The organism is Streptomyces sp. NPDC046759, from assembly GCF_040645475.1.
GTDB lineage: Bacteria > Actinomycetota > Actinomycetes > Streptomycetales > Streptomycetaceae > Streptomyces.
Map to the genome: position 1 here is coordinate 1 of NZ_JBEYYJ010000049.1, position 22,076 is coordinate 22,076.

Consider the following 22,076-nt stretch of genomic DNA (forward strand, 5'->3'; position numbering starts at 1 on the left):
TGAGTTGCCTACGTGTCACACCCAGCGTCCTACCAGGTCCCGCCCCCGCACGGGACCAGAACCCGAGATTGATCACGACCTCACACAGGCCCTAGAAGCCAATCCGGACACCTCGTGTCCCCTTTGCGGTCACGGCATCGGATGCGCGGCATCGGTGCGCTCAGTGGCCGGCCTCCCGGCCGCGCTGCGGTCCGGGCTCCTGCGGGCGGTGCGCCCGCAGGTCGTCCTCGCGCACCGGGTGTACTCCGTCGGCACCGTCCTGTTCGGCGTAGCGGTCCGTGCAGCGCGGGAGGCATCGGCCGCTTTGGTGAACGCGACCTGGAGGCGGCGCAGCCGCTCGGCCGTGAGATCAAGGGCTTCCACATCCGTGCGGGACTCCCGCAAGGCCCGCAGCGCCGTCATGTCGACCGCCTCCCGAGGTTCGGCCTCCGACTCCTGGTCGTCGTACTCGGGGTCGGCAGCCGGGAGCGCGAGCAGCTGCTCGGGCATCGCCGCCTGCTGGTGCGCGACGACGTCGTACGCCCGGCGGCGCGTGGCAACCGTGGCCACCGTGGCCCGCAGCTTCTCGCGGACCGCCGCGGCAGCGAGGACGGCCCGCTCGCACTGCAACAGGACTGACGGACTTCGAACAGCAGCTCCTCGACGGCACAGTCACCATCGTCAAGGCGGTAGCACCCAGGGCCACGTCCCTCACCCGGGTAGTGCCGCCCATCGACGAGTACCGCATCTCGACTCGCTGACCGGCGTCCGGCGGCTACTCCGCCGGATCCTCCTCGGCGTGCCGGACCGCCTTCTTCACGCCCTGCTCCAGGTCGTAGCGGTTCTCCCCGGACGCCTCCGCCTGGGCGGTGATAGCCGCCTGCGCAGCCTCGGACGCCTCACGCCAGCGGCGCCACTGCGCGTCGTACTCCTTGCCGGTCAGGCCCGCGAGCCTCGCGCGCGCTTCCTCGGCGGAACGTTCCAGCTTGATCAGCTCATCGGGGCTACGGCCGCCACACCTCGCGATAGCTCGCGCGGTCGGCGTACATCGCGGCGAAGAGCCGGAGCTGCTGCTCGGCGATACGCCCCATAGGGCCAGCGGTGCCGAGGTACGGAACGATCGTCTCCTCAAGGACCCCCTGAACCCGCTGGACTGCTGGTCAGGGCACCTGTCAGGCTCCGCCTCGTCGAGATTCTCGATGGTTTGACCAGCAGGGCGAAAACAGGTCGTCTGGGACCTGTTCAGCGGAGCCGACTGGAACGATGTGACCGCAGCACTCGGCGAGCCCTGGGACATCGAAACAACGAGCCGGAACAGAAAGTGGCCGCGGCTCTTCGCCTACGGAGACCTTGAGCTGAGTGTCTGCCGCTGCCGCAAGGTCTCCCCCATCTGCGTCCAGACCTGGCGTGACGTCGTCGAACTCCCTCCGTCGGTTGTCGGGGGGACGGGCACCTTCCCGGCAGGGCTCAAGCGCGCGGACGCCATTTCCGCCTTGGCCCGGGCCGGCTGTTCCTGGGAGCCGCATGCTCCGCTGGCCTTCGGCAACCCGTGCTCGCTCACGGCGATCGCGTACCTCGGTCAACAGCGCTCTCCAGCGGGCCCGCGCCACGCTGGCCACACACCACCAATCTCCCGACGGCAGCCGTCCCCAGCCGTCCGACGACGTCCGCCGGGCGCTGACCGAGCGGTACGCCACGGCCTTCTCCCGCTACGACATGGAGGAGCTGCGCATGCTGCTCCACGTGGGTGCGACCTTGTGCCTGCCGCCGTACGCGAAGTGGATGCGCGGTGTCCCGGACATCCAGGCGTCGCGGACCGGCCCCGCCGTCGAATGCCGCGGCTCTCGTCTGTTTGCGACCGTGGCCAACGGCACCCCCGCCTTCGGCAAGTACCGGCCCGCCGCCGACGGCACCGGCTACACGCCCTGGGCGCTGCAGGTCGTGGAGTTCGCCGGTGACCGCATCGCCGGCATCACGGCATTCCGCGACACCGACCGCCTCTTCCCGCTTTTCGGCCTTCCGGACCGAGTGACCACCTGACCCGCATCCTGCATCCTCGACGCCGCCCCTGGCACCACCTCGGGGGTGGGTCGCGCGCTGCCAGCCCGCGCCCGACCTGGAAGGGCGCTTCGGCGCCGCGATGGGTTGCGACGCCAACCCGCCGCCCGAGCACGCTGCCGCGCGACCGGCCGGAAGTGTCCGCCGGACGCACCTCACCCCACCGGAGGGCAGCAACCATGACCACCCCACCCCACACGAGGACCGCCGATCACGTCCTTGACCAGGCCAAAGCCCATCCCAGCCCGGGAACCGGCGGGATACTGCCCGTGCTGGCGATCGCAGGCGGCACTGCCTCAGGCAAGTCGACCCTCGCCAAGGCCCTGGCACTGCACCGGCCCGGGGCTGTGGCGCTCATCCACCTGGACGACTTCTACGTCCCCGCGCACGAGCTGCACCGCGGGGTCCGCACGCTGAGCGCCCCGGGTGCCGAGACGCTGGATCGGAACCATCCCGGCTCCATCGACGAGGACGCCGCGGCTGCCGCGCTCGAGGCAGCGGCCACCGGCGGACAGCACCGCATGGTGGTGGTGGAGGGCCTGTTCGCCCTCACCCTGCCCAGGGTCGCGGCCCATGCCACCTGGCGGATCTACGTGGATGCCCCCGACAGCGTTCGCCTGGCCCGAAAGCTGCTGCGCAGGATCGAGGTCCAGCGCCAGGACCCGCTGGTCTCCTTGCGTAACCACCTGCTCAGCGGCCGAGACCGCCACGCGCAATACGTCGCCCCCTCCCGGGCCGATCTCGTACTCGACGGAACGATGCCGACAACCGACCTGCTGACTGCGGTCCACCACCTGGTCGGCGCGAATCCTGCACCCGCCCCCTGACCGGCGGGAGCGGAGGGTCAGGCCCGAAACACCGATTGCCGACCGGGGCACCCTCATCCCGGCCCCGCCTTCTGCGACCAGAGGAGGCGGGGCCGGCTGCGTCATGCCATCCGTCGCGCCCGGCACGGCTGGCCCTCACGCGTCCGGGGTGCGAGGTTGCGTGCCTTGCCCGCCACTACGCCACGGCACGGGGCACCGGCCCGCGGGAGCGGCGACCACACAACGCGTTCTCCCGGGCCGCCTGTCCACGCCCCGAACGGAGAACCCACCCCCATGCCGCAGGGCACCGATGTCGCAGTTGCGAACTGTGAGCTGCGACATTGCCATCCGAAAGGGCAAGCCTCACGATGACGCGAACTGACCGGCGTCAAGGAAAGCAGCTCATCATGGGTGATCATGTGCATGTGCGACTCAGTCAGGGGCTGAGCGCATCGGACGACGGAGAACTGGTCGAGCACTCCCGCTGCCGGTGCGGTGCCACTTTCACCAAGGTGTTCGACGCTGAGGGCGGGGAGCCGGAACACCCACACGGTTCCTGATCGCACCAGCGTCGGCAACGACACCGCATCGGCGCCAGGCCCTGCCGCCTGGCCTTGCCCTGTTGCTGCCCGGACGCCCTCCCCCCAGACAGCCGAACCGCCAGGGCCGTCACCGGGGCCGTGCGCACGGTAGAGAAGGCCGGGCTACAGCACCGTCACCGGCGGAGGACGGGCATGCCCCCGAGGGGGATCTTGGCGAGGACATCGCAGGATGATTCCGGCTGCTCAGCCGCACGAGACGGCCGGGCAGCCGTTCCTTCCGCGCGGCTGACGCGCTGGCCGCCACACGGTCGCGAGGGCCGGGCACGGATGCTCGACATCGTCTACGAGCTCCGTGACGACCCGCGTGCGATCGGCCGGCGTTCTCGTGCTCACCGCTGCGGCGCTGCGCGAGGTGGGCCCTGCAGCGGCCGGCGGACGCGTGGGTCGGGCAGTGACAGTGGGCATGGGGTCCGGACGCCACGCCACGCCGCGCCGCGCCGCGCCGCGAGAGGTCATGCCCGACGAGGAGCGACCGGCCCCGTCACACTGACAGCAGGTGTGCCGACGAGACGAGGTGGTCGCGGATGAAGTTCGGAGTATCGACATTTGTCACCGATGAAGGCATTGGCCCCAAGGCGTTGGGACCCGCCCTGGAGGAGCGTGGGTTCGACTCCCTGCTACTGGCCGAGCACTCGCATATTCCGGTCAAGCGGGAGTCCCCGTACCCAGGGGGCGGTGAGCTGCCGCGGATCTACTACCGGACGCTCGACCCGTTCGTGGCGCTCGCCGCGGCCGCCTCGGTGACCCGTGACCTGCTCCTGGGCACCGGCATCGCCCTGGTGATCCAGCGCGATCCGATCCACACCGCGAAGGAGGTCGCCTCCCTCGATCTGATCTCCGGCGGCCGGGCCGTTTTCGGGGTCGGCGCGGGCTGGAACCGCGAGGAGATGCGCAACCATGGGACGGATCCGGCCGTCCGCGGGCGGATCATGGACGAACGCATCCGCGCGATGATCGAGCTGTGGACCAAGGAGAAGGCCGAGTTCCATGGCGACTTCGTCGACTTCGATCCCGTCTACGCCTGGCCCAAGCCGGTCCAGAAGCCGCATCCGCCCATCTGGGTCGGGGGCGACAGCGAGCGCGCTTTCGAACGCGTCGCCGCGTACGGTACGGCGTGGATGCCGAGCGAGCCGCCGCTCGAGAAGCTGGGTGAACGCATCGCGCGTATGCGGCGGACGGCCGGTGACCGCCCGTCCGTCGTGGTGTACGCGGGCCGGTACGACCGGAAGGCGCTCGACACCTACGCCGAACTCGGCGTCGAACGCGTCCTGTTGTATCTGCCGACCCTGCCGGAGAACCAGACGCTGCGAACCCTGGACGAACTGGCCGAGGCCACGTCCGGCCACCGGTGACAGCTCGCGGCTGCCGCTGAAGAGGAGCTGACCGTGCCGGACATGGCCGAGGACGAGGCGCGCCGCCGGTTCACGACCGCGCGGGTGGCGCGCCTGGCGACGGTGGACGCGGGCCTGCGCCCGCATCTGGTGCCGGTCGTCTTCGCGGCCCACGGCGAGGAGATCGTCACCGCCGTCGACTGGAAGCCGAAGAGGTCGCAGCGGCTGAAACGGTTGGACAACATCGCGGCCCACCCGGCTGTCTGCCTGCTCGTCGACGCGTACGACGAGGACTGGGAGCGGCTGTGGTGGGTCCGCGCGGACGGTGACGCCCGCGTGCTGCCGCCCGGCAACCAGGGCGAGTACCCGGCGGCAGTCGCCCTGTTGCGGGAGAAGTACGCGCCGTACCGGCAGCGACCGCCGACCGGTCCGGCGCTCGTGATCGCCGTCCGCCGGTGGCACGGCTGGCGTGCCGCGTCGGGGGGGTGACCGTACTGGCAGGGGACACGCCGCCCCCGGCATCAGCTTGTCTTTTACAGTAAGTATCTTCAGCGCACCAGGAGATCGATGGCGACCTCCAGTCGTTCGAGGTAGAACTCCCGTGGAGCGGCCTGATGCTTGAGGCCGATCGATGCGCTGATCATCGTCTGTGCGACAAGGGGGGCCGCGTCTTGTCCTGACTCGACGGCGATCGCTTCTGTGATCAGTTCCTCGAAACGTCGCGGCGTGGTCTCGGCGATCTCGCCGAGGAGGTCGGGGTTGTCCTCGATGACCGCCGCGACGTCGCGCGTCAGCGGGCCGATGTGGCGGCCCGTCCACTGGTCGAGCGCTTCGACGAGGCGCTCTGGAAGGGGTCGGCTGGGGTCGGCCAGGACGTGTTCGACCGCTGTGAGGTCCCGCTCCAGGGCCTGGGTGACCGCGGCACGGAACAGAATCTCCTTCGAGGAGAAGAGAAAGTAGAGCCGCTTCATCGAGAACTGCCCCCACGCCGATCAGGCCCCACGCGGGGACCGTCATCATCACTCCCGACGGCATCCTCAGCGTCCGCGTTTATACCGTCCCCGGCCACCGCTGGCTCACCGCCCTCCGCCACCTCGGAACCCTCCACCACCACGCGATCCGCCCCGGCGTACCCACCGCACCCAGCTGCGGGTGTGCTCCCAACTGCGTGATGTCGTCCCGGCATAGACCACACCACTCCCGTCACCCGCTGTACCCCCAGGACCACGAAAGCGATCAACCCGATAGGTACATCGGCCATCGGGGGTGACGAACAGGGCATCGTCGTAGCCGTCGAGGTGCCGCCACTTCGCAACCGCCGCCATCGTGACCTGCCCGGCCGGACACGCCGTGGCCCTGTCCGACCCCGGCGGGCAGCACCACCAACGCAAAGCCTCTTCGAACGAACGTTGAAGTGAGCATTAATATGTGCAGGTCAGAGGAGGGGGAGTATGGTCGCAGTGAGGCACACGTGCCCACATTGTGGACACGGCATAGGCCGGCTGATGCGCGTCAACGACGAGGGCGTCTCCAACTGCGCGCGTTGCCACAAGAGTGACTGGTCCCGCCGGTTCCCGTTCCCTAAGCTGGATCCCCAGCAGGCGAAGCGGGAGGCTTGGGAAGCACGTCGTGCGGAGATGAATGCCCGCCTCTCCGATGTGTTGTCACGGAACGCGCAGTCCACCCAGGACGTGATCCCCAAGGGCAACGCGCAGTCCATCAAGGTCAAGATCCCCGAACGCGCCAAGCTGTCCCCACCACGTCGCCCGAAGGTGGAACGGGAGCGACTTGTCGCGCATGTCCGCGACAGGAGGCCCGCCGAACCCGACGCTGCTCGGGGCAGGAAGAACAGAGCGGAGAAGCGCCTCTTGGCCTACGGGGGCCTGATGGCAGGGGTTGTGGCTTGCTTCGCCATCGGCGCGGGCGTCGGTGGCGGGGACCAAGAAAAGGCCGCATCCGCCAAGCCCACAGCGTCGGCTGTCGTGACTGCCTCTCCCTCGGTTGCGTCCTCCTTGTCTGCGTCGCCTTCACAGAAGCCAACTCCTGCGGAGCCAGTGAGCAACTATCAGGGCTGGAACCTTGCGAAGGCTGTCGCGGACGCCCACAAGCTTCACGTTAGATCGGTGACGTACACAGACCTGAGCGACCTGAACCGCAGTCCGGTTCACCTCGGTAACTGGAAGGTGTGCTGGCAGTGGCCCGATGCCGGTGCCGGGGCCACCGGAGACGTCACGTTCTCGGTGCTGAAGAGGAATGAGGCGTGCGACTCGCCGCCACTTCCCGGCTCCGATGACGACTCGTCCTCGAAGGCCAGTTCTGGCTCCAGTTCGGGCGGAAGCACGTCGACGACTACTGACCCGCCCGCATCAGGCAGCTCCACCACAACGGAGTTGTGCAGCATCCGATCCAACGCCGGAAACTGCTATCACGCTGGCGAGTTCTGCCGGAACATCGACGTGGGGGCGACGACCACGGACGCGGCAGGGCGCGAGATCGCTTGCGACTATGAGGCTGGAGCCAATCGGTGGCACTACTGACAACCCGGTGACCGGTCACTGCACGGGGTACGTAGCGGGCACGCCGGTGCCGAGGACAGCTCCGCCGAGGTTCCGGTACATGTCTGACCTGCGGCGGAGGCGCGCGCGTCCCGGCCGCCGAAAAGTCTTGGCAACCGTCGTGGCAGCGATGTCACCGTGGGTTCGGATCCCACCGCCTCCGCTCTGCGAGCGGTGAGAACGGCCCCTGACCTGGGTGTTGCGGCGGTGCTGCTCCCATGTCCGGCTACCGTGACTGCCCGGTGTTCCCCGTGGTTCCCCGCGCCGTAGCTCTAGAGAGATTGGTCAACGACGGTCATAGAGGTCGCCGCGAGATCCCTCAGAGGCACTGCCGGTCATGGTCGGTCGCTGTGGTTGCTGTACTGCGCTGCTGTACCCCAGCCGTCGCCGAATCGACGAAGGCTCGCCGCATCGAGTCTGATAGACGGTCTGGGTCCACTGAAGCGCTCCGGGTGGAGGCTCCACCAGACCCGGAGCGCTTCAATCACCGCAGCTACCGGCACACTGCACTCCCCTGCCCACCAACGCACACCAGACTGATCAGTGCAGGCCAAGCCACCAACCAGATCAGAAAAGCTGCCGCCGGACAGGGCGCGCTGCGAGAACTCGGCATGGAATGGGCGTAGACCCTGCGACGTGACCTGGGTGTCCTGCAGGATCACATACGCTTCACGTGCGGCATGCGTACGGATGCCGCACGGGACGTGCGCTCGGCCCGTAAGCGGGGCCCACGCCAGCTCGGGGATCGGCGCATCCGCGGGCCGCGCGTCCTGCCGGTGACCTGTGGTAGGGCGAGGGAACGGTCAGGGCAGGATCGCGTCGACGTACCCGCCGTCGACGCGCAGCGCTCCCCCGGTGGTGGCCGAGGCCTGCTCGGAGCTGAGGTAGACGACCATGCTGGCGATCTCCTTCGGCTCGATCAGGCGTTGCAACAGGGACTGCGGGCGGTGCTCGCGCATGAAGGCGCGCTGGGCCTCGTCCCAGGGCAGGGACCGGTCGACGAGTTCGTACACGAAGTCCTCGACCCCGCCGGTGTGGGTGGGCCCGGCGATGACGGAGTTCACCGTCACGCCGGTGCCCGCCGCCTTCTTGGCGAATCCGCGGCTCACCGCGAGCAGCGCGGTCTTGGACATCCCGTAGTGGATCATCTCGGCGGGGATGACGACGGCGGAGTCGCTGGCGACGTACTGGATCCGCCCCCAGCCGCGCTCGGTCATCCCGGGCAGGTAGGTCCGGGTCAGCCGTACGGCGGCCAGGACGTTGACCTCGAAGTACCGCCGCCACTCGGCGTCGGTGATCTCCAGCGGGTCGGCGGAGCCGAAGATGCCGAGGTTGTTGACGAGGATGTCGACCCGCGGCAGCACCTGGGCCACCCGGCCGGCGCCCTCCTCGCCCGCCACGTCCGCGGCCACCGGCACCAGTTCGGCGCCGGGGACCTCCCGGGCCAGCGTGGCGACCGCGGCCGACACGCTCTCCTCGCTGCGTCCGTTCACCGCCACCCGGGCGCCGGCACGGGCGAGACCGGCGGCGATAGCGGCACCGATGCCCTGCGTCGAACCGGTGACGAGGGCGGTGCGTCCAGTCAGATCGATGTGCATGCGAGGACAGGTTCCCCGCGCGCGGGCCGCCGTACCGGGTTCCGGCCCAGTACGCTCACGCGTCGTCCAGCCGGCGTACGTCCTCCTCGTCCCACGCGCGCGTGTCGCGCGGTTCGACGTACGGCTCCGCGTCCGGCGGGTTCCGGCCGGCGATCGCCCGCTGGCGTGCGGTCTCCGCGTCGAATGCCCAGGCCCAGCAGGATCGCCAGATTGCTGACCCATCATCCGCCGTCCGCGGGGACGTACCCGACCGCTGCCGCAACTCCGTGATCACCCGACGACACGCTCCCATCTGGATCGCCGAAGAAGACGACCTCACAGCCAGAGCCCAGAACCCCGCCCTGTCCCCACCCAGCCGCGAAGCCGTCCTGATCCGTCTCACCGACGTCCAGCGCATCACCCGCACGCTCCGACGGGAAGGAGTCACCCCCTGATGCCCGTGTCCGCCAACGGATCTCCATCGGCACGGCCGGCGCCGCGACCCTCTGGACTGGCAGTGCCCTCCAGGCGGCGCCCGGGGTGCCGACGGCTGGGGTGGCGAGGTGGAGTTCGGAGCGCAGGGCGGCCACGAGTGGGAAGCCGATCGTCGGATGGATGCTCCCGCTCAACAGGTGTGGCGGTAGGGCACGTTCGGGAGGTAGGTCTTCCAGTCGCGTTTCGAGAGGCCAGAGCCGGAGCGTTTGCAGACCTGGGCGGTTAGCTGCGCGGGCGTTAGGTCGTACTTCTGTACGGGGACGTTCGTGCCGGACGCGTACAGCGTGCCGTCGTCGGAGCCGAACGACAGGGCGAGCACCAGGTCGCCCGGGGTCGGCAGGGCGAAGCCGAGGAGCCGTTGGGACGCGACGTCCCCGAACTGCACGGAACCGGCAGGGCCCGCCACCGCCAGAGTGCTGCCGTCGTGGGAGAAGGCCAGGGCGGACGGCCGGGGGGCAACCCCCGCGCAGGCCGCCCGCCTGGAGACGGCCGGCGCCACGTCCGTATCCACCGCTGCCCGCAGCAGCTGGCACTGGCAGTGGGACGACAGCCACACGCCGACCAAGCACTGGTCGACCGGCAACGTGACGCTGGGCCCGCACGGGTCGGCCGTCGGGGCGTACGTGCGCTGCACCGGAGGCGGCAGCTTCAAGGTCGGCATCCGCAAGGCCGCGACCAGGGTCAGTGCCGGGCGGCAAACCGGCTGGACGAAGTGCAACGGCACTTACTGGGTCTCTTGGAGCGGTCTGAGTCGTCGCTGGGCCTACTGCTTCCGCATCGACGTCACCGCCAAACGGCCCTCCAGGTGTCGGCCTACAACAGCTGAGCCCCCCTGCCCGACCGGGCACGGCAACCGAAGTGACCTTTCCCAGGGCGTGGTGCTCGACGCCACCGACAACGCCCTGCAAGAGGCAAGCCAACAAAGAGGAGTACGCACGTGCATGCCAGCAAGCGTCTGGCCGTGGCCGCAGCCACGACCGCGATCGTCAGTGCCGTTCTGAGTTCACCGGTGGCCAGCGCCACCACCGACCCCGGTCAGGCATCCCACACTCGTCCCGCAGCAGCCTCCCGATGCGGAGGCAATCTGCCGGCCACCCCGTACAAGTGGACTACCTCCAAGGGCAACTGCTCCGTCTTCGGCTACCCCGGCTTCCAGCTGGGCGTCCGATGGAACGTCTACGGCAACCAGCGGGCGGCCCTGCAGGTGATGGGCTTCGACAGCCACGGGAAGCGGCACTGGTACAAGTGCGGGTCAGGCGGCGGCTACTGCAAGGCGCCCTGGGGCAACGGGGCGGCTGCTCCGAGGGTGCGGGCCTGGAACCCCACCGGCATCTCGCACATCTACTGGAACGTCGGCTGACACCAGCCTCAACCACACGTAGATGAAGCACGCACTACTAGACGGACGGCGGGGCGCCGCTGCTGTCAGCGGCGCCCGCCGGGGTGCGGCATCATCGGTTTCGGTCAGACGGGTGCCGGCCGGGATCGGTGGCCCGTGGGTTCGAGCCGGACGACGATGCCCTTCGACGTGGGCTGGTTGCTCACGTCCGCGACGCTGTCGAGCGGCACCAGGACGTTCGTCTCCGGGTAGTAGGCGGCGGCCGAACCCTTGGCCGCCGGGTAGGACACGACCTCGAAGTTCTCGGCGCGGCGCTCGGTGCCGTCCTCCCAGACGCTGACCAGGTCCACGCGATCGCCCTGGGCGAGGCCGAGTTCGGACAGGTCGGCCGGGTTGACGAGGATCACGTGGCGGCTGCCGTGGATGCCGCGGTAGCGGTCGTTGTTGGTGTACGGGACGGTGTTCCACTGGTCGTGCGAGCGCAAGGTCTGCAGCAGCAGGTGACCCTCGGGGGCCCGGGGGACCACCCGCTCGTTGCAGGTGAACCGAGCCTTGCCGGTCTCGGTCCTGAACACGCCCTCGTTGACCGGGTTGGGTAGCTGGAAGCCTCCCGGACGGGTCACCCGGGCGTTGAAGTCGTGGAAGCCCGGCACGATCCGGGAGATGCTGTCGCGGATGGTGTTGTAGTCGCCCTCGAACTTGGCCCAAGGGATGTCCCCCTCGCCGCCGAGGCTCAGCCGAGCGAGTCGGCACAGGATGGCGACCTCGCTCAGCAGCACGCGCGAGGCCGGTTCGAGTCGTCCCTGGGAGGTGTGCACCTCGCTCATGGAGTTCTCGACGGTGACGAACTGTTCGCCGTCGGCCTGGACATCACGCTCGGTGCGCCCCAGCGTCGGCAGGATCAGGGCGGTGTCGCCGCAGACGGTGTGCGAGCGGTTGAGCTTGGTGGAGATGTGGGCGGTCAGACGGCACGAACGCATCGCCTTCTCGGTGACCTCACTGTCCGGCGCTGCGCGCACGAAGTTCCCGGCCAGGGCGAGGAAGACCTTGACGCGGCCCTCCAGCATCGCCTTGATCGAGTTCACCGAGTCCAGGCCGTGCCGGCGCGGCGGATCGAAGCCGAACTCCTCCTGAAGGGCGTCCAGGAAGGTGTCCGGCATCTGCTCCCAGATGCCCATGGTGCGGTCCCCCTGGACATTACTGTGGCCGCGCACCGGGCAGGCGCCCGTGCCGGCGCGCCCCAGATTGCCGCGCAGCATCAGGAAGTTGACGATCTCCCGGATGGTGGGTACACCGTGCTTGTGCTGAGTGATGCCCATCGCCCAGCACACGATGACGCGTTCGCTCCGCAGGACCTCGTCGCGGACCTTCTCGATCTCCTCGCGGGTTACTCCCGTCGCCGCGCGCACGTCGTCCCAGTCGACGGTGCGGGCATGCCGGGCGAACTCCTCGAAACCGGAGGTGTGGGCGTTGATGAAGTCGTGGTCCAGGACGGTGCCAGGACGCGCGTCCTCCGCCTCCAGCAACAGCCGGTTCAGTGCCTGGAACAGGGCTAGGTCCCCGCCCGGCTTGATGTGCAGGAAGCGGTCGGCGATCTGGGTGCCCCGCCCCACGACCCCACGCGGCTTCTGCGGGTTCTTGAAGCGTCGCAGCCCCGCCTCCGGCAACGGGTTCACCGCCACGATGCGGCCGCCGTTGCGCTTGGCCTCCTCCAGGGCCGAAAGCTGCCGCGGGTGATTGCTGCCCGGGTTCTGCCCCACCAGGAAGATCAGGTCCGCGTGGTGGAGATCGTCGAGACTCACGGTGCCCTTGCCGACGCCCAGCGTCTCGTTCAGGGCGAAGCCGCTGGACTCGTGGCACATGTTGCTGCAGTCGGGCAGGTTATTGGTGCCGTAGGCGCGGGCGAAGAGCTGGAAGACGAAGGCGGCCTCGTTGCTGGCCCGGCCGGAGGTGTAGAAGACCGCCTCGTCGGGCGAGTCCAGCCCCTTCAGTTCCTGCGCCAGGACGCCCAAGGCGTCGTTCCAGCCAATGGGCTCGTAGTAATCCGACCCGGGCCGTTTGATCATCGGCTCGGTGAGCCGGCCCTGCTGGTTGAGCCACATGTCGGAGCGGGCGGCCAGATCGGACACGCTGTGCTCGCGGAAGAAGTCGGCGGTGATCCGGCGCTTCGTGGCGTCGTCGTTGATGTGCTTGGCGTCGTTCTCGCAGTACTCATTGCGATGGCGCCGGCCCGGAGCGGGGTCCGCCCACGCGCAGCCGGGGCAGTCGACCCCGCCCACCTGGTTCATGGTGAGCAGGTCGACCCCGGTCTTGCGCGGGGAGGTCTGCTCCAGGGAGTACTCCAGCGCGTGCACGACGGCGGGAACCCCGGCCGCCCACTTCTTCGGCGGTGTCACGGAAAGGGAGGACTCCGGCTCCTCACCGGGCGGGTTCTGCATCGCTTGGCCTTTCTCTTGCCGTGTGCGGTACGCGGGTCAGCCGACGGGCCACTGGGCGACACGGCTCCTGGGCGGTTCCGGGGTGTCGTGCTGAACCCGGCCGTTGCGGATGGTGCCGCGCCAGGCACCGCCCTCCTGACCGAGCCCTTCGATGAAGTGCTTGAAGCTCACCAGTTCCCCGCGCACCAGTCGCACGGTCAGCCCCACGACCCTGGACGAGCGGGTGAGGACCTTCGCGGCCCCCTGCGGCTGGAGGAGCATCCGGACCGTGATCGCGGTGCCACCGGACTCCGTCGGCCTGAACTCGACCTCGCCCTGGTGGGTGGGATGTTGCTCCAGGCCACGCCAGGCCAGGTAGGCATCAGGGTCCTGTTCCACGATCTCGACCGCGAAACGGTGACGCAGGGGGCCGTAGCCGATGGTCCACGCGGTGACGGTAGGCCTGATCTGCTCGACGTCGCGCACCACGGTCGAGAAGCGCGGGAACGTCTTGAACTGCGTCCACTGGTTGTAGGCCGTGCGGACCGGCACCGCGACCTCGACCGTCTCCTCGACGTGCCGCTCGCGCAGCGGACGGCGGCGTGTGACGCCGTCGCCGTCGGAGCGCATGCCCCGGGTGTTCGGCACGGCGTGCCCACCGTCGTCTTCGTGCGCCATCATGGTCCTTCTTCCAGTCAGGGAGCCGGGCGTCCAGAGACCCGGCCCTCCCATATGGGGCAGGGCATCTCTTCCGGTTCCCCGATCCCGGGTTTCGAGTCACCCGACCGCGTAGGCGTCCCGGGCGGCCCCGAGCGCGCGAGAAGGGGACGGGCCCGGCTCGCAGGAGGGGCGCCGAGCCCGGGGCGTGGTAGGGGCGCTGGCCACGGGCTTCTCCAGGTGGCCGACGGTCACCTCCAGCTTCACCCCGGGCACGGCCACCCGCCGCTCACCGTGACCCGGCAGGTGGCCGGCGACCGCGCCCCGGTTGCCGCTTCGCCGTCGCCGCGGCGCCTCGCTGGTCGAGGGAGTCGGCCCGGCTGCGTCAGCGGTCCTGAGAGAGTGCGCGGAGCTCGGCGAACGTGCCATCGGCGTGGACGAAGTCGTCGTAGTGGCCCTGCTGGGTGCTCCGGTCATTGATCCACATGGGACTTCTCGCCGCCTTCGACATGCTGCAGGCCCTGCACCGACAACGCACCGCCCCGCGGCTGCGCACCGTCAACGCGGCGGACCTCAAGCTGCCCTGGCGCCAGGTCCTCGAGGAGTGCGCCGACGTCGCGTTCATGGCCCCACTGACCCTGGACGGCCAGGCCGTGACTGCCCAGCTGTGCCTGCGCCGCCGGGACCGGGCGTACTCCCCCCAGTGATCGACCCCGCACACCGCGAGGTGTGAAACGGTTCCCGCTCTGCGGATCCACACCATCGCCCCAGGACCGCGCGCCGACAGCTGGGTCCGGCTGCTGGTCCACGGTCGAGACCGACGGCCACGGCCCGGAATCGTCCTCACCGCGCCCGTCCGCGACGAGCGGTTCGCCGAGCTCTTGGCCATGACCGCCTCCTGCCACCCCGATCACCCGCCTCGACCTCGAGCACAGCCTGCCCATCGGGGAGCCGTGGCTCTGCCCGGGTCCCACTGCGACCACCTGCTGGTCAGCCCCCTACTTACACGGCCCCGGTCTGGAGAAATGCCCGCCGGCCGACGGACACTGCCGCATTCTCTGGGTGATGCCGGTGACGGCAGCCGATATGGAGTACCGCCGCACGCACGGTCACGAAGCCCTTGAACGGCTCTTCGACGAGTACGCAATCGTCCCGACCGACCCGCGGCGGCCGTCCGTCGTTTCTGAACCTCGCGGGCACGGTCCCGGCACCGGCGACAGGCGGGGTGCCGCTGCGCGGTCGACGGCATGGAGGGGTCGTCACCGCGCACTGCGGTCCGCCGTTCACCCACGAAGCGGCGTCGCGGCGTCGCCCACCGGCTCCTCCGAGAGGCGGAGCAGGAAGAGGACGGGATGGGGATGACCTTGTACGGGGTAGGCGAGCGGGACGACGCGGGGCGGTCCGGCGCGCTGCTTGAGGGAGGGTCAGCGTATGCAATTCGACGACGATGCGGCTCTGGACACGTCCGAGGTCGAGGACGGCCGGGGAGGTGCGCTGGGCGGGATCCCGGGCGGCGGAAAGACCATCGGCGGAGGACTGGTCGGGCTCGTGGTGCTGGTCGCGTCCGTGCTCTTGGGTGCCGACCCCGGCATGTTCGGCTCGGGCAGAAGCGACACGTTCTCGTCCGGCAAGTCAACCGCTGACCTCGCGGCGGACTGCCGGACCGGTGCCGACGCCAACCGCAAGGAGGAGTGCCGGATCGTCGCCGTGGTCGACAGCGTGCAGGCATTCTGGAAGCAGACGGAGACAGCCGCCGGCAAGCCCTACCAGCAGGCCCCGACGTTCCTGTTCACCGGCAGTGTGAACACCGGTTGTGGGAACGCGACTTCCGACGTCGGCCCCTTCTACTGCTCAGCCGATGACAAGGTCTATCTCGACCTCGGCTTCTTCAACGACCTGAGCAGCAAGTTCGGCGCCAAGGGCGGCCCGTTCGCCGAGGCCTACGTCATCGCGCACGAATACGGCCACCACTTCCAGGACCTCAGCGGAACGATCTCCCGCGGCAGCGGAAAGGGCCAGAACAGCGGCTCGGTGAAACTCGAGTTGCAGGCGGACTGCTACGCCGGAGTGTGGGCCCACCACGCCACCACCACCCCGGACCCCAAGAGCGGTAAGCCACTGATCACCGACTTGACGAAGGACGACATCGACCGCGGGCTGGACGCGGCCGCCGCCGTCGGAGACGACCGTATCCAGCAGCGCTACCAGGGCAAGGTCACACCCGACACCTGGACCCACGGCTCCGCGAGCCAGCGCCAGCAATGGTTCTCCACCGGCTACCGCTCCGGCCGCGTCGCCAGCTGCAACACGTTCAGCTGACCACACTGACAACCACGGAACGGCGCCCGGCTGTTGGGCCGCCGCTGTGGTGCAGACCGCGTAGTATGCCGCGCCGCGCCCGGTGGTTAGCGGCCGACACCAAGTGGAAGTGCTGCCTCGACAGGTGACTGCTTCCAGGACCGTGCCGCCGCGCAGCCAGAGCAGGCCGTGACCGAGGGCGGCACGGTCGTGCTGGGCCAGGTACTGGCCGGCATGGGCGGGGTCGGCAGGACACGGTTGGCGGCCAACCAAGCCCGCGCGACATGGGAGAGGGACGAAGTGGATCTGCTGGTGTGGGCAGCGGATAACCACCTTTGCACGAGGGCGATCCGCTGGCCCGGATGGCCGAGGAGGCGGCGATGCCCGTCGTGTTCGGCGGACGCCCGGTCGGTCCGGAACCCCGGTGGTACGTGGACGTCGACAATACCGGCGGGGCCCGGGAGGCGAGCGAGTACCTGCTCTCGCTCGGCCGGACCCGGGTGGCCGCGATCTGCGGGCGGCTGGATACGGAGGCCGGGCGTGCCCGGTACCGCGGGTACCGGGACGCCATGCTCGCGGCCGACCTCGATCCGTTCCCGCCGCGGGAGGGGGACTTCACCGAGCCGAGCGGAGCGGCCGCCACGGCCGCACTCCTGGCGGACCGCCCTGACCTGGACGGGGTGTTCGCCGCCAACGACAACATGGGAGCGGGAGCGCTGCGCACCTTGTGGGAGGCCGGCCGGCTGGTCCCCGCCGACGTCGCTGTGGTGGGCTTCGACGACCTGGCCGTCGCCCGGATCGCCGATCCACCGCTGACCACCGTCCATCAGCCCATCACCCCTCTCGGACGGGAGATGACGCGGATGCTCGTCGCGCTCGTCGACGGACAGCACCCCGCCACGCTGATCCTCCCCACCCGTCTCGTCACCCGGTCCAGCGCCTGACGGCGGTGTCCCGGACTCTGGTCCTGGACGGGGCGATCCCGCCGAGGTCACGTGGAGTGCAGTGTCTTCTGTCCGAATCCGAAGGGCGATGTCATGGGCGGTTCGAGTGCGGCCCTTGTGTGCGAATGCGGCCACATCGTCGGAATTGGCCATTCCGATGGGCGTCCAGTGCGGAGCCAGTTCGCTTAAGGGAGGCTTAAACACTCCTTAAGCGACCTTGAGTCTCGACTCACTTTGCAAGTAACCGCAGTTCAGAAGGTGTTGAGCGCGCCGCGGACAAGTTGGCCGAGGTAACCGCCGTGCGTACCATCGGAGTTCACCCGCGGTTCACCGCAGTCGAGAGAGCGCTCTCAAGCGGAACGCTCTACCTCCTCGTCCGCGGGCCGCCGTACGGGCGGAACCACCTGAATCCCCCACAAGACAAGGTGTCATCCCAGCCATGGCAGCTCATCGCGCTCGGCGGTGGACGCTCGGCGGACTGGTCTCACTGGTCGCCGCCGCTCTCGTCACCGCCGTCCTCATCACAACGACCGGTTCCGGCGCGAACCGGGCCAGCGCCGCACCCACCGCGGTGACCTGGTCCGACGACTTCGACGGCAGCGCCGGAAGCGCCCCCGACCCCGCCAAGTGGACGCTCGAGACCGGTGGTTCGGGCAACGGGAACCACGAGCTGCAGTACTACACGCCGGGCAACCGGAACGCCGCCCTGGACGGTGAAGGCCACCTGGTGATCACGGCGCGCAAGAACACCGACTCCGGACTGCAGTGCTGGAACGGGACGTGCCAGTACTCGTCGGCCCGGCTCAACACGGCCCGCACCTTCAGCCAGGCGTACGGCCACTTCGAGTCCCGCATCAAGATCCCGCGCGGCCGGGGTGTCTGGCCGGCCTTCTGGATGCTCGGCAACGACCTCGGGAGCGCGGGCTGGCCCAACAGCGGCGAGATCGACATCATGGAGAACGTCGGTCACGAGCCCGGCGTGGTCCACGGCACCATCCACGGCCCCGGCTATTCCGGCTCCGGCGGCCTCGGCGCCGCCTACACCCTGCCCGACGGCAAGGCGTTCGCCGACGACTTCCACGTCTTCGCCGTCGACTGGAGCCCGACGGCGATCACCTGGTCGGTGGACGGCCACGTCTACGAGACCCGCACGCCGGCCGACCTCGGCGGCAAGAAGTGGGTCTACGACCACCCGTTCTTCCTCATCCTGAACCTCGCCGTCGGCGGCGACTGGCCCGGCAGCCCCGACTCGGCCACCTCCTTCCCGCAGACGATGACCATCGACTACGTCCGCGTCTCGACCTCCGACACAGGCGGCTCGACCGGGTCGACGGGCAAGAGCAGCGCCATCAAGGGCATCGGCGGTATGTGCGTCGACGTCGCCGGCGCCTCCACCGCGGACGGGACGCCGATCCAACTGCACGACTGCACCGGTGCCGACGCCCAGAAGTGGACGCTGGGCAGTGACGGCACCGTCCGCGCGCTGGGCAAGTGCCTTGACGTGCGCGGCGGTTCCGCCGGGGACGGCACCCCCGTCCAGCTCTACACCTGCAACGGCAGCAAGGCCCAGCAGTGGACCTACACCGCCGCCCACGACCTGACCAACGTCAGGGCGGACAAGTGCCTGGACGCCACGGGCGGTTCGGCCGCCGACGGCACTCGGCTGCAGATCTGGACCTGCGGCGGCACCGCCAACCAGAAGTGGACCGTGGGCTGACCCGACGACCCACCCCACCAACCCCCACCCATCCCCCACTCGCCTCCTAGAGGCACATGTACCAACGAAAGGCACGGCACATGGCAGCACGTCACCAGCGCAGTCTCACCCGCCGCAAGCTGTTCTTCGCCCTGGGCGGAGCGGCGGTGGCCGCCCCCGCCGTCGCGGCCCTCGGCCCCTACGCCCTCGCCGGTACGCCAGACACCGGCACGAAGGCCGCCGCGGCGGGCGCGCTGCCGCTGACGATCGTCAACGACAGCGGCTCGTTCGACAACGCCTCGGTGCACGTCTACATCGTCGGCAACCAGGACGGAAAGCAGGTACGGGTCACCCCTGACGGCACCCTGGCCCCGATAGCCCTGTCCGACAACGGCGCGGACGGCTTCACCGACTACGCCCTCTCCCTGCCCGCGAGCGGAGAGGCCACCCTCAAGCTCCCCTATATGTCCGGCCGCATATACGTGTCGCTCGGGCAGAAGCTGAAGTTCAAGGTCGTCAAGGACGGCAACGGAAACCCGGCACTGCAGTACCCCGCCGGCTGGGTGACCTCCGACCCCAACTACCGCGTACTGCACGACTGCGCCGAGTTCACCTACAACGCCGCGGGCATGTTCTGCAACACGACCATGGTCGACATGTTCAGCGTGCCGATGAGCATCCGGCTGACCGGAGCCAAGGACCAGACCACGGGCACCCTGCGCGACGGCGGCCGGGCTTCGGTGTTCGCCGCGGTCAAGCAGGTCGCGGAGTTCGCCCCGCTGGTCGTCGACGACCTGCGCGTCATCGCTCCCGGACACGGCCTGGACGCGGGCCTGTTCGCCAAGGACTACTTCGCCCCGTACATCGACCAGGTGTGGAGCACCTACACCGGCAAGGACCTCAAGATCACCACCAACGCCGGCACCTTCACGGGCCGGGTGCGCGCCGACAGGTTCACGTTCGACGGTCCGGCCCCGGTCACCTTCGGCAAGCCGTCCACCCGCGACGTCCTCTTCTGCGACGGCAACCTCGCCGCACCGAACGACGGCACCACCGGTCCTGTCGCCGCCGTCCTGGGCGCCGGCTTCAACCGCTCCACCCTCCTCAGCAACCCCGACCAGCCCGTCACCGACGCCTCGGCCTTCTACCGGACCGACCTCACCAACCACTACGCGAAAGCCATCCACGCGGCGACCCAGGACGGCAAGGCCTACGGCTTCGCCTTCGACGACGTCGCCGACTTCGCCTCCTACATCCAGGACACCGCGCCTACCGGAATCCGGCTGACCCTGACACGGCTCTGACGCGCGCCTTGTCGCGAACCGGATCGCGCCGCTGACACCGGCCGATCCGGTCCGCGCCCGGCGGAGGGCCCCCATCGACGGTACCTGGACGGCATCTCCCGCCTCAGCGCTGGGCCGGCCCCGGTGACCAGCGCGGTGTTCCGAACCTGATCGGTGGTTCGCTGCCTGCTCGGTTCAGTCGCCCTCATGACCGCCACGCCAGACTTTCGCATCGACGTCAAGGTCAAGCCCGCGGCCGGGGCAGGTGGGCGGGGAGGGAACGGCATGCGGATCGGGGAGCTGGCCAAGGCCACCGGGGTCAGCACCCGCTCGCTGCGCTACTACGAGGAGCAGGGCCTGCTGCCCGCCGAACGACTCGCCAACGGCTATCGGGAGTACGACGAGCAGGCGGTCCGCCGGGCCGCCTTCATCCAGGACCTCTCCCGCGCTGGCCTGTCCTCCGAGCCGAGCGTCACGCGGACGTCGTCGTCACCCGGACGTCATCGCTTCCACGCTGACAACGCCCTGCTCACGGTCGGCCTGGTCGCCGGTCCGGGGTTTCCCACCTGGAGTGCGGCCGTGGTCACCTCCCTGCACGCCATCGCGGATGACCTGAGCGCCTCGAGCCTGGACGCCGCAGACGTATGCAAGATCGCTGCTCGCCGGGACGGACGCGTGCCGCTGCAGCGCGCTCGAGACGTTGTGCCACTGCTGCAGCAGCCGGTCCGAGCGCACCTCCGGGAGGTACGCGAGGACGCGTCCGGCGGCATCGACCGCGGCCTCCGACTCCGGACGTTCCTTGACGGCATGCTGCATGGCGACGTCGGCTGTGTACAGGGCGCGATTTCGGGCGAACTGGTCGCCGTGCAGCAGCACCGCCTGTTCCGCCCCGGCTGCAGCCCGTTCGTGCTGGGCGAGGTCGGCCCGGGCCAACGCCTCTAGCGCTGCCGGCTCGCCCGGGTGGTAGAACTCCAGCCAGTCCGGATCGGCCTCGCGTGGCCCGTGTGCGTACAGCTTGTGGGCGTGGATGATCGCCCGGTCCGTGGCGCTGGTGTCCCCCAGCAGGGCCCAGCCGCCCGCCTCGCGCATCTCGAACAGCGACAGCATCTTCGGTGAGCCGTAGGAGTTGGCGACGCTCTGTGCGCCTGCGCCCTGCGCTGCCGAGATTGCCTCGCGCGGCCGTCCGGATGCCTTGGCGAGCAGGGACAGGCAGCCGAAGGCGTGCGCCTCCAGGCCCGGGTCCTCGGCGATCCGCGCGGCGGCGAGGGCCTCGTTGTACAGGCTGCGTGCGTCGGCGGGACGGCCGGAGTCGTAGCTGAGCCACCCGGCGGCGAGGGACAGATGGCCGGTCACCGACCACAGCCGCTTGCCGGTCTTCGCCGTGCAGGTGCCTTCCTGCAGCCACGAGTAGGCGGTGTGCAGGGCATCGGAGGCGTCGCGGCGCATGGCGGCTGATCCGTGGTGTGGTCGTGGGCGTAAATCCTCGCCACGGCCGCGTCCAGGGCGCGCACGTTGACGGCGCCGATCCGGCCCGGCGGGGCCCTATCCCGTGGGGAGAGGACGGGGATGAGCGACAGGGCCGCGCCTGCGCTGTCGGCCATGAACCCGCGGCGGTTCACCTGCTCCTCCTCTGGGTTCGCCGTGGCTGCCGGCTCGGCGGGGCGGGTCGTGGTGCTGAGTCGGAAGCCCAGCTCCGTCGCCTGCACCGCGCGCCTGGTGGCGGCATGGGAAGACGGCGACGTCCAGCTCCCCAGGGCGGTCTACGACAAGTACAAGGTCCCATCATCTCCAGCCGGGCTTTTCGACGACACCTCCTCCGCCGTACGAGAGGCTGAGCAGCACGTCCGCCACTGCTGGCAGCAACTCCAGTCACGGGTCGACCCGCCGGAGTGACCTGAGCGAGACAAAGAGGTAGCCAGCGTGGCGAACTGACCACAAAGACCTGACGGGAACTCCGCGGAGTCGTCCGGAGGGATCTCCCAGAACGGCAACGTCCCATTTGTCCGCCCTGCTGTTTCAGCCCGGTGAGCGGGAAGGGG

Annotated in this window: 20 protein-coding genes and 3 pseudogenes; 14 read left to right on the forward strand and 9 right to left on the reverse strand. The window is 69.5% G+C overall.

Going from position 1 to position 22,076, the window contains the following annotated elements; translation table 11 throughout:
• Positions 1-129: 129 nt before the first annotated feature.
• Together ABZ919_RS39365 and ABZ919_RS39370 are read right to left on the reverse strand one after the other, a co-directional pair.
• Positions 130-609: a hypothetical protein gene (locus ABZ919_RS39365; protein WP_361258426.1), complete on the reverse strand. Its 480-nt coding sequence runs from the start codon at positions 607-609 to the stop codon at positions 130-132.
• 145 nt (positions 610-754) lie between these two features.
• Entirely contained in the window at positions 755-1,111 is a 357-nt protein-coding gene (locus tag ABZ919_RS39370) for a hypothetical protein (protein ID WP_361258428.1), read from the reverse strand.
• Positions 1,112-1,503: 392 nt separating this feature from the next.
• Here ABZ919_RS39370 and ABZ919_RS39375 point away from each other — a divergent pair, with 392 nt between their 5' ends.
• The 4 genes from ABZ919_RS39375 (at position 1,504) to ABZ919_RS39390 (ending at position 5,265) form a co-directional block, all read left to right on the forward strand.
• The gene (locus ABZ919_RS39375) at positions 1,504-2,019 is read left to right on the forward strand and encodes a hypothetical protein (protein WP_361258431.1); all 516 of its coding nucleotides are present in this window, start codon (positions 1,504-1,506) and stop codon (positions 2,017-2,019) included.
• A 197-nt stretch (positions 2,020-2,216) separates the two neighbouring features.
• The gene (locus ABZ919_RS39380) at positions 2,217-2,864 is read left to right on the forward strand and encodes a hypothetical protein (RefSeq protein WP_361258433.1); all 648 of its coding nucleotides are present in this window, start codon (positions 2,217-2,219) and stop codon (positions 2,862-2,864) included.
• Between the two features lie 1,105 nt (positions 2,865-3,969).
• The gene (locus tag ABZ919_RS39385; protein WP_361258436.1) at positions 3,970-4,797 is read left to right on the forward strand and encodes an LLM class F420-dependent oxidoreductase; all 828 of its coding nucleotides are present in this window, start codon (positions 3,970-3,972) and stop codon (positions 4,795-4,797) included.
• A gap of 33 nt (positions 4,798-4,830) precedes the next feature.
• Positions 4,831-5,265 (forward strand): TIGR03668 family PPOX class F420-dependent oxidoreductase, encoded by a 435-nt coding sequence (locus ABZ919_RS39390; RefSeq protein ID WP_358939755.1) that lies wholly within the window; start codon positions 4,831-4,833, stop codon positions 5,263-5,265.
• A 59-nt stretch (positions 5,266-5,324) separates the two neighbouring features.
• Here the strand turns inward: ABZ919_RS39390 and ABZ919_RS39395 are convergent, their stop codons facing one another.
• Positions 5,325-5,747, reverse strand: coding sequence for a TetR/AcrR family transcriptional regulator (locus ABZ919_RS39395; RefSeq protein ID WP_361258440.1), 423 nt, complete (start codon positions 5,745-5,747; stop codon positions 5,325-5,327).
• A 534-nt stretch (positions 5,748-6,281) separates the two neighbouring features.
• Between ABZ919_RS39395 and ABZ919_RS39400 the strand changes: the two genes are divergently transcribed.
• Complete coding sequence (locus ABZ919_RS39400) at positions 6,282-7,313, forward strand: hypothetical protein (protein ID WP_361258443.1); 1,032 nt, start codon at positions 6,282-6,284, stop codon at positions 7,311-7,313.
• Between the two features lie 821 nt (positions 7,314-8,134).
• Here the strand turns inward: ABZ919_RS39400 and ABZ919_RS39405 are convergent.
• From ABZ919_RS39405 to ABZ919_RS39415, 3 genes and pseudogenes are all read right to left on the reverse strand, one after another.
• Positions 8,135-8,929, reverse strand: coding sequence for an SDR family oxidoreductase (locus ABZ919_RS39405; RefSeq protein WP_361258446.1), 795 nt, complete (start codon positions 8,927-8,929; stop codon positions 8,135-8,137).
• 55 nt (positions 8,930-8,984) lie between these two features.
• Positions 8,985-9,150: pseudogene (locus ABZ919_RS39410) on the reverse strand (ribonuclease BN); the annotation flags it as partial.
• A gap of 383 nt (positions 9,151-9,533) precedes the next feature.
• On the reverse strand, positions 9,534-10,055 hold the full coding sequence (locus ABZ919_RS39415) for a WD40 repeat domain-containing protein (protein ID WP_361258449.1): 522 nt from the start codon (positions 10,053-10,055) through the stop codon (positions 9,534-9,536).
• A 285-nt stretch (positions 10,056-10,340) separates the two neighbouring features.
• On the opposite strand from ABZ919_RS39415, the gene ABZ919_RS39420 reads away from it, so the two are divergent.
• Complete coding sequence (locus ABZ919_RS39420; protein ID WP_361258452.1) at positions 10,341-10,763, forward strand: hypothetical protein; 423 nt, start codon at positions 10,341-10,343, stop codon at positions 10,761-10,763.
• A gap of 104 nt (positions 10,764-10,867) precedes the next feature.
• Here ABZ919_RS39420 and ABZ919_RS39425 read toward each other — a convergent pair whose 3' ends face one another.
• Entirely contained in the window at positions 10,868-13,180 is a 2,313-nt protein-coding gene (locus ABZ919_RS39425) for an FdhF/YdeP family oxidoreductase (protein WP_361258455.1), read from the reverse strand.
• A gap of 36 nt (positions 13,181-13,216) precedes the next feature.
• Positions 13,217-13,837, reverse strand: a complete 621-nt coding sequence (locus ABZ919_RS39430) for an SRPBCC family protein (RefSeq protein WP_361258541.1) — start codon at positions 13,835-13,837, stop codon at positions 13,217-13,219.
• A gap of 464 nt (positions 13,838-14,301) precedes the next feature.
• Between ABZ919_RS39430 and ABZ919_RS39435 the strand changes: the two genes are divergently transcribed.
• The 7 genes and pseudogenes from ABZ919_RS39435 to ABZ919_RS39465 form a co-directional block, all read left to right on the forward strand.
• Positions 14,302-14,523: a hypothetical protein gene (locus ABZ919_RS39435; RefSeq protein ID WP_361258458.1), complete on the forward strand. Its 222-nt coding sequence runs from the start codon at positions 14,302-14,304 to the stop codon at positions 14,521-14,523.
• 346 nt (positions 14,524-14,869) lie between these two features.
• Positions 14,870-15,178 carry a hypothetical protein gene (locus ABZ919_RS39440; protein WP_361258543.1) on the forward strand — a complete coding sequence of 103 codons (309 nt, stop codon included), beginning with the start codon at positions 14,870-14,872 and terminating at the stop codon, positions 15,176-15,178.
• A 69-nt stretch (positions 15,179-15,247) separates the two neighbouring features.
• Positions 15,248-16,135 (forward strand): neutral zinc metallopeptidase, encoded by an 888-nt coding sequence (locus tag ABZ919_RS39445; RefSeq protein ID WP_361258461.1) that lies wholly within the window; start codon positions 15,248-15,250, stop codon positions 16,133-16,135.
• Between the two features lie 314 nt (positions 16,136-16,449).
• Positions 16,450-17,058 (forward strand): annotated as a pseudogene (locus ABZ919_RS39450) (substrate-binding domain-containing protein); the annotation flags it as partial.
• A 439-nt stretch (positions 17,059-17,497) separates the two neighbouring features.
• Complete coding sequence (locus ABZ919_RS39455) at positions 17,498-18,775, forward strand: family 16 glycosylhydrolase (RefSeq protein ID WP_361258464.1); 1,278 nt, start codon at positions 17,498-17,500, stop codon at positions 18,773-18,775.
• An 80-nt stretch (positions 18,776-18,855) separates the two neighbouring features.
• The gene (locus ABZ919_RS39460; RefSeq protein ID WP_361258467.1) at positions 18,856-20,058 is read left to right on the forward strand and encodes a glycoside hydrolase family 64 protein; all 1,203 of its coding nucleotides are present in this window, start codon (positions 18,856-18,858) and stop codon (positions 20,056-20,058) included.
• Positions 20,059-20,322: 264 nt separating this feature from the next.
• Positions 20,323-20,502 (forward strand): annotated as a pseudogene (locus ABZ919_RS39465) (MerR family transcriptional regulator); the annotation flags it as partial.
• Between the two features lie 24 nt (positions 20,503-20,526).
• Here the strand turns inward: ABZ919_RS39465 and ABZ919_RS39470 are convergent.
• Positions 20,527-21,483, reverse strand: coding sequence for a hypothetical protein (locus ABZ919_RS39470; protein ID WP_361258552.1), 957 nt, complete (start codon positions 21,481-21,483; stop codon positions 20,527-20,529).
• Positions 21,484-21,603: 120 nt separating this feature from the next.
• On the opposite strand from ABZ919_RS39470, the gene ABZ919_RS39475 reads away from it, so the two are divergent.
• On the forward strand, positions 21,604-21,930 hold the full coding sequence (locus ABZ919_RS39475; RefSeq protein ID WP_361258470.1) for a hypothetical protein: 327 nt from the start codon (positions 21,604-21,606) through the stop codon (positions 21,928-21,930).
• Positions 21,931-22,076: the final 146 nt, after the last annotated feature.

What these genes read in the sequence shown, in the direction of transcription:
- ABZ919_RS39375 (WP_361258431.1), top strand. Translation starts at nt 1,504, where the DNA reads ATGCTCCGCTGGCCTTCGGCAACCCGTGCTCGCTCACGGCGATCGCGT.
- ABZ919_RS39380 (WP_361258433.1), top strand. Translation starts at nt 2,217, where the DNA reads ATGACCACCCCACCCCACACGAGGACCGCCGATCACGTCCTTGACCAG.
- ABZ919_RS39385 (WP_361258436.1), top strand. Translation starts at nt 3,970, where the DNA reads ATGAAGTTCGGAGTATCGACATTTGTCACCGATGAAGGCATTGGCCCC.
- ABZ919_RS39395 (WP_361258440.1), bottom strand. Translation starts at nt 5,747, where the DNA reads ATGAAGCGGCTCTACTTTCTCTTCTCCTCGAAGGAGATTCTGTTCCGT.
- ABZ919_RS39400 (WP_361258443.1), top strand. Translation starts at nt 6,282, where the DNA reads ATGCGCGTCAACGACGAGGGCGTCTCCAACTGCGCGCGTTGCCACAAG.
- ABZ919_RS39405 (WP_361258446.1), bottom strand. Translation starts at nt 8,929, where the DNA reads ATGCACATCGATCTGACTGGACGCACCGCCCTCGTCACCGGTTCGACG.
- ABZ919_RS39425 (WP_361258455.1), bottom strand. Translation starts at nt 13,180, where the DNA reads ATGCAGAACCCGCCCGGTGAGGAGCCGGAGTCCTCCCTTTCCGTGACA.
- ABZ919_RS39430 (WP_361258541.1), bottom strand. Translation starts at nt 13,837, where the DNA reads ATGGCGCACGAAGACGACGGTGGGCACGCCGTGCCGAACACCCGGGGC.
- ABZ919_RS39435 (WP_361258458.1), top strand. Translation starts at nt 14,302, where the DNA reads ATGGGACTTCTCGCCGCCTTCGACATGCTGCAGGCCCTGCACCGACAA.
- ABZ919_RS39445 (WP_361258461.1), top strand. Translation starts at nt 15,248, where the DNA reads ATGCAATTCGACGACGATGCGGCTCTGGACACGTCCGAGGTCGAGGAC.
- ABZ919_RS39455 (WP_361258464.1), top strand. Translation starts at nt 17,498, where the DNA reads ATGGCAGCTCATCGCGCTCGGCGGTGGACGCTCGGCGGACTGGTCTCA.
- ABZ919_RS39460 (WP_361258467.1), top strand. Translation starts at nt 18,856, where the DNA reads ATGGCAGCACGTCACCAGCGCAGTCTCACCCGCCGCAAGCTGTTCTTC.
- ABZ919_RS39470 (WP_361258552.1), bottom strand. Translation starts at nt 21,483, where the DNA reads ATGCGCCGCGACGCCTCCGATGCCCTGCACACCGCCTACTCGTGGCTG.
- ABZ919_RS39475 (WP_361258470.1), top strand. Translation starts at nt 21,604, where the DNA reads ATGAGCGACAGGGCCGCGCCTGCGCTGTCGGCCATGAACCCGCGGCGG.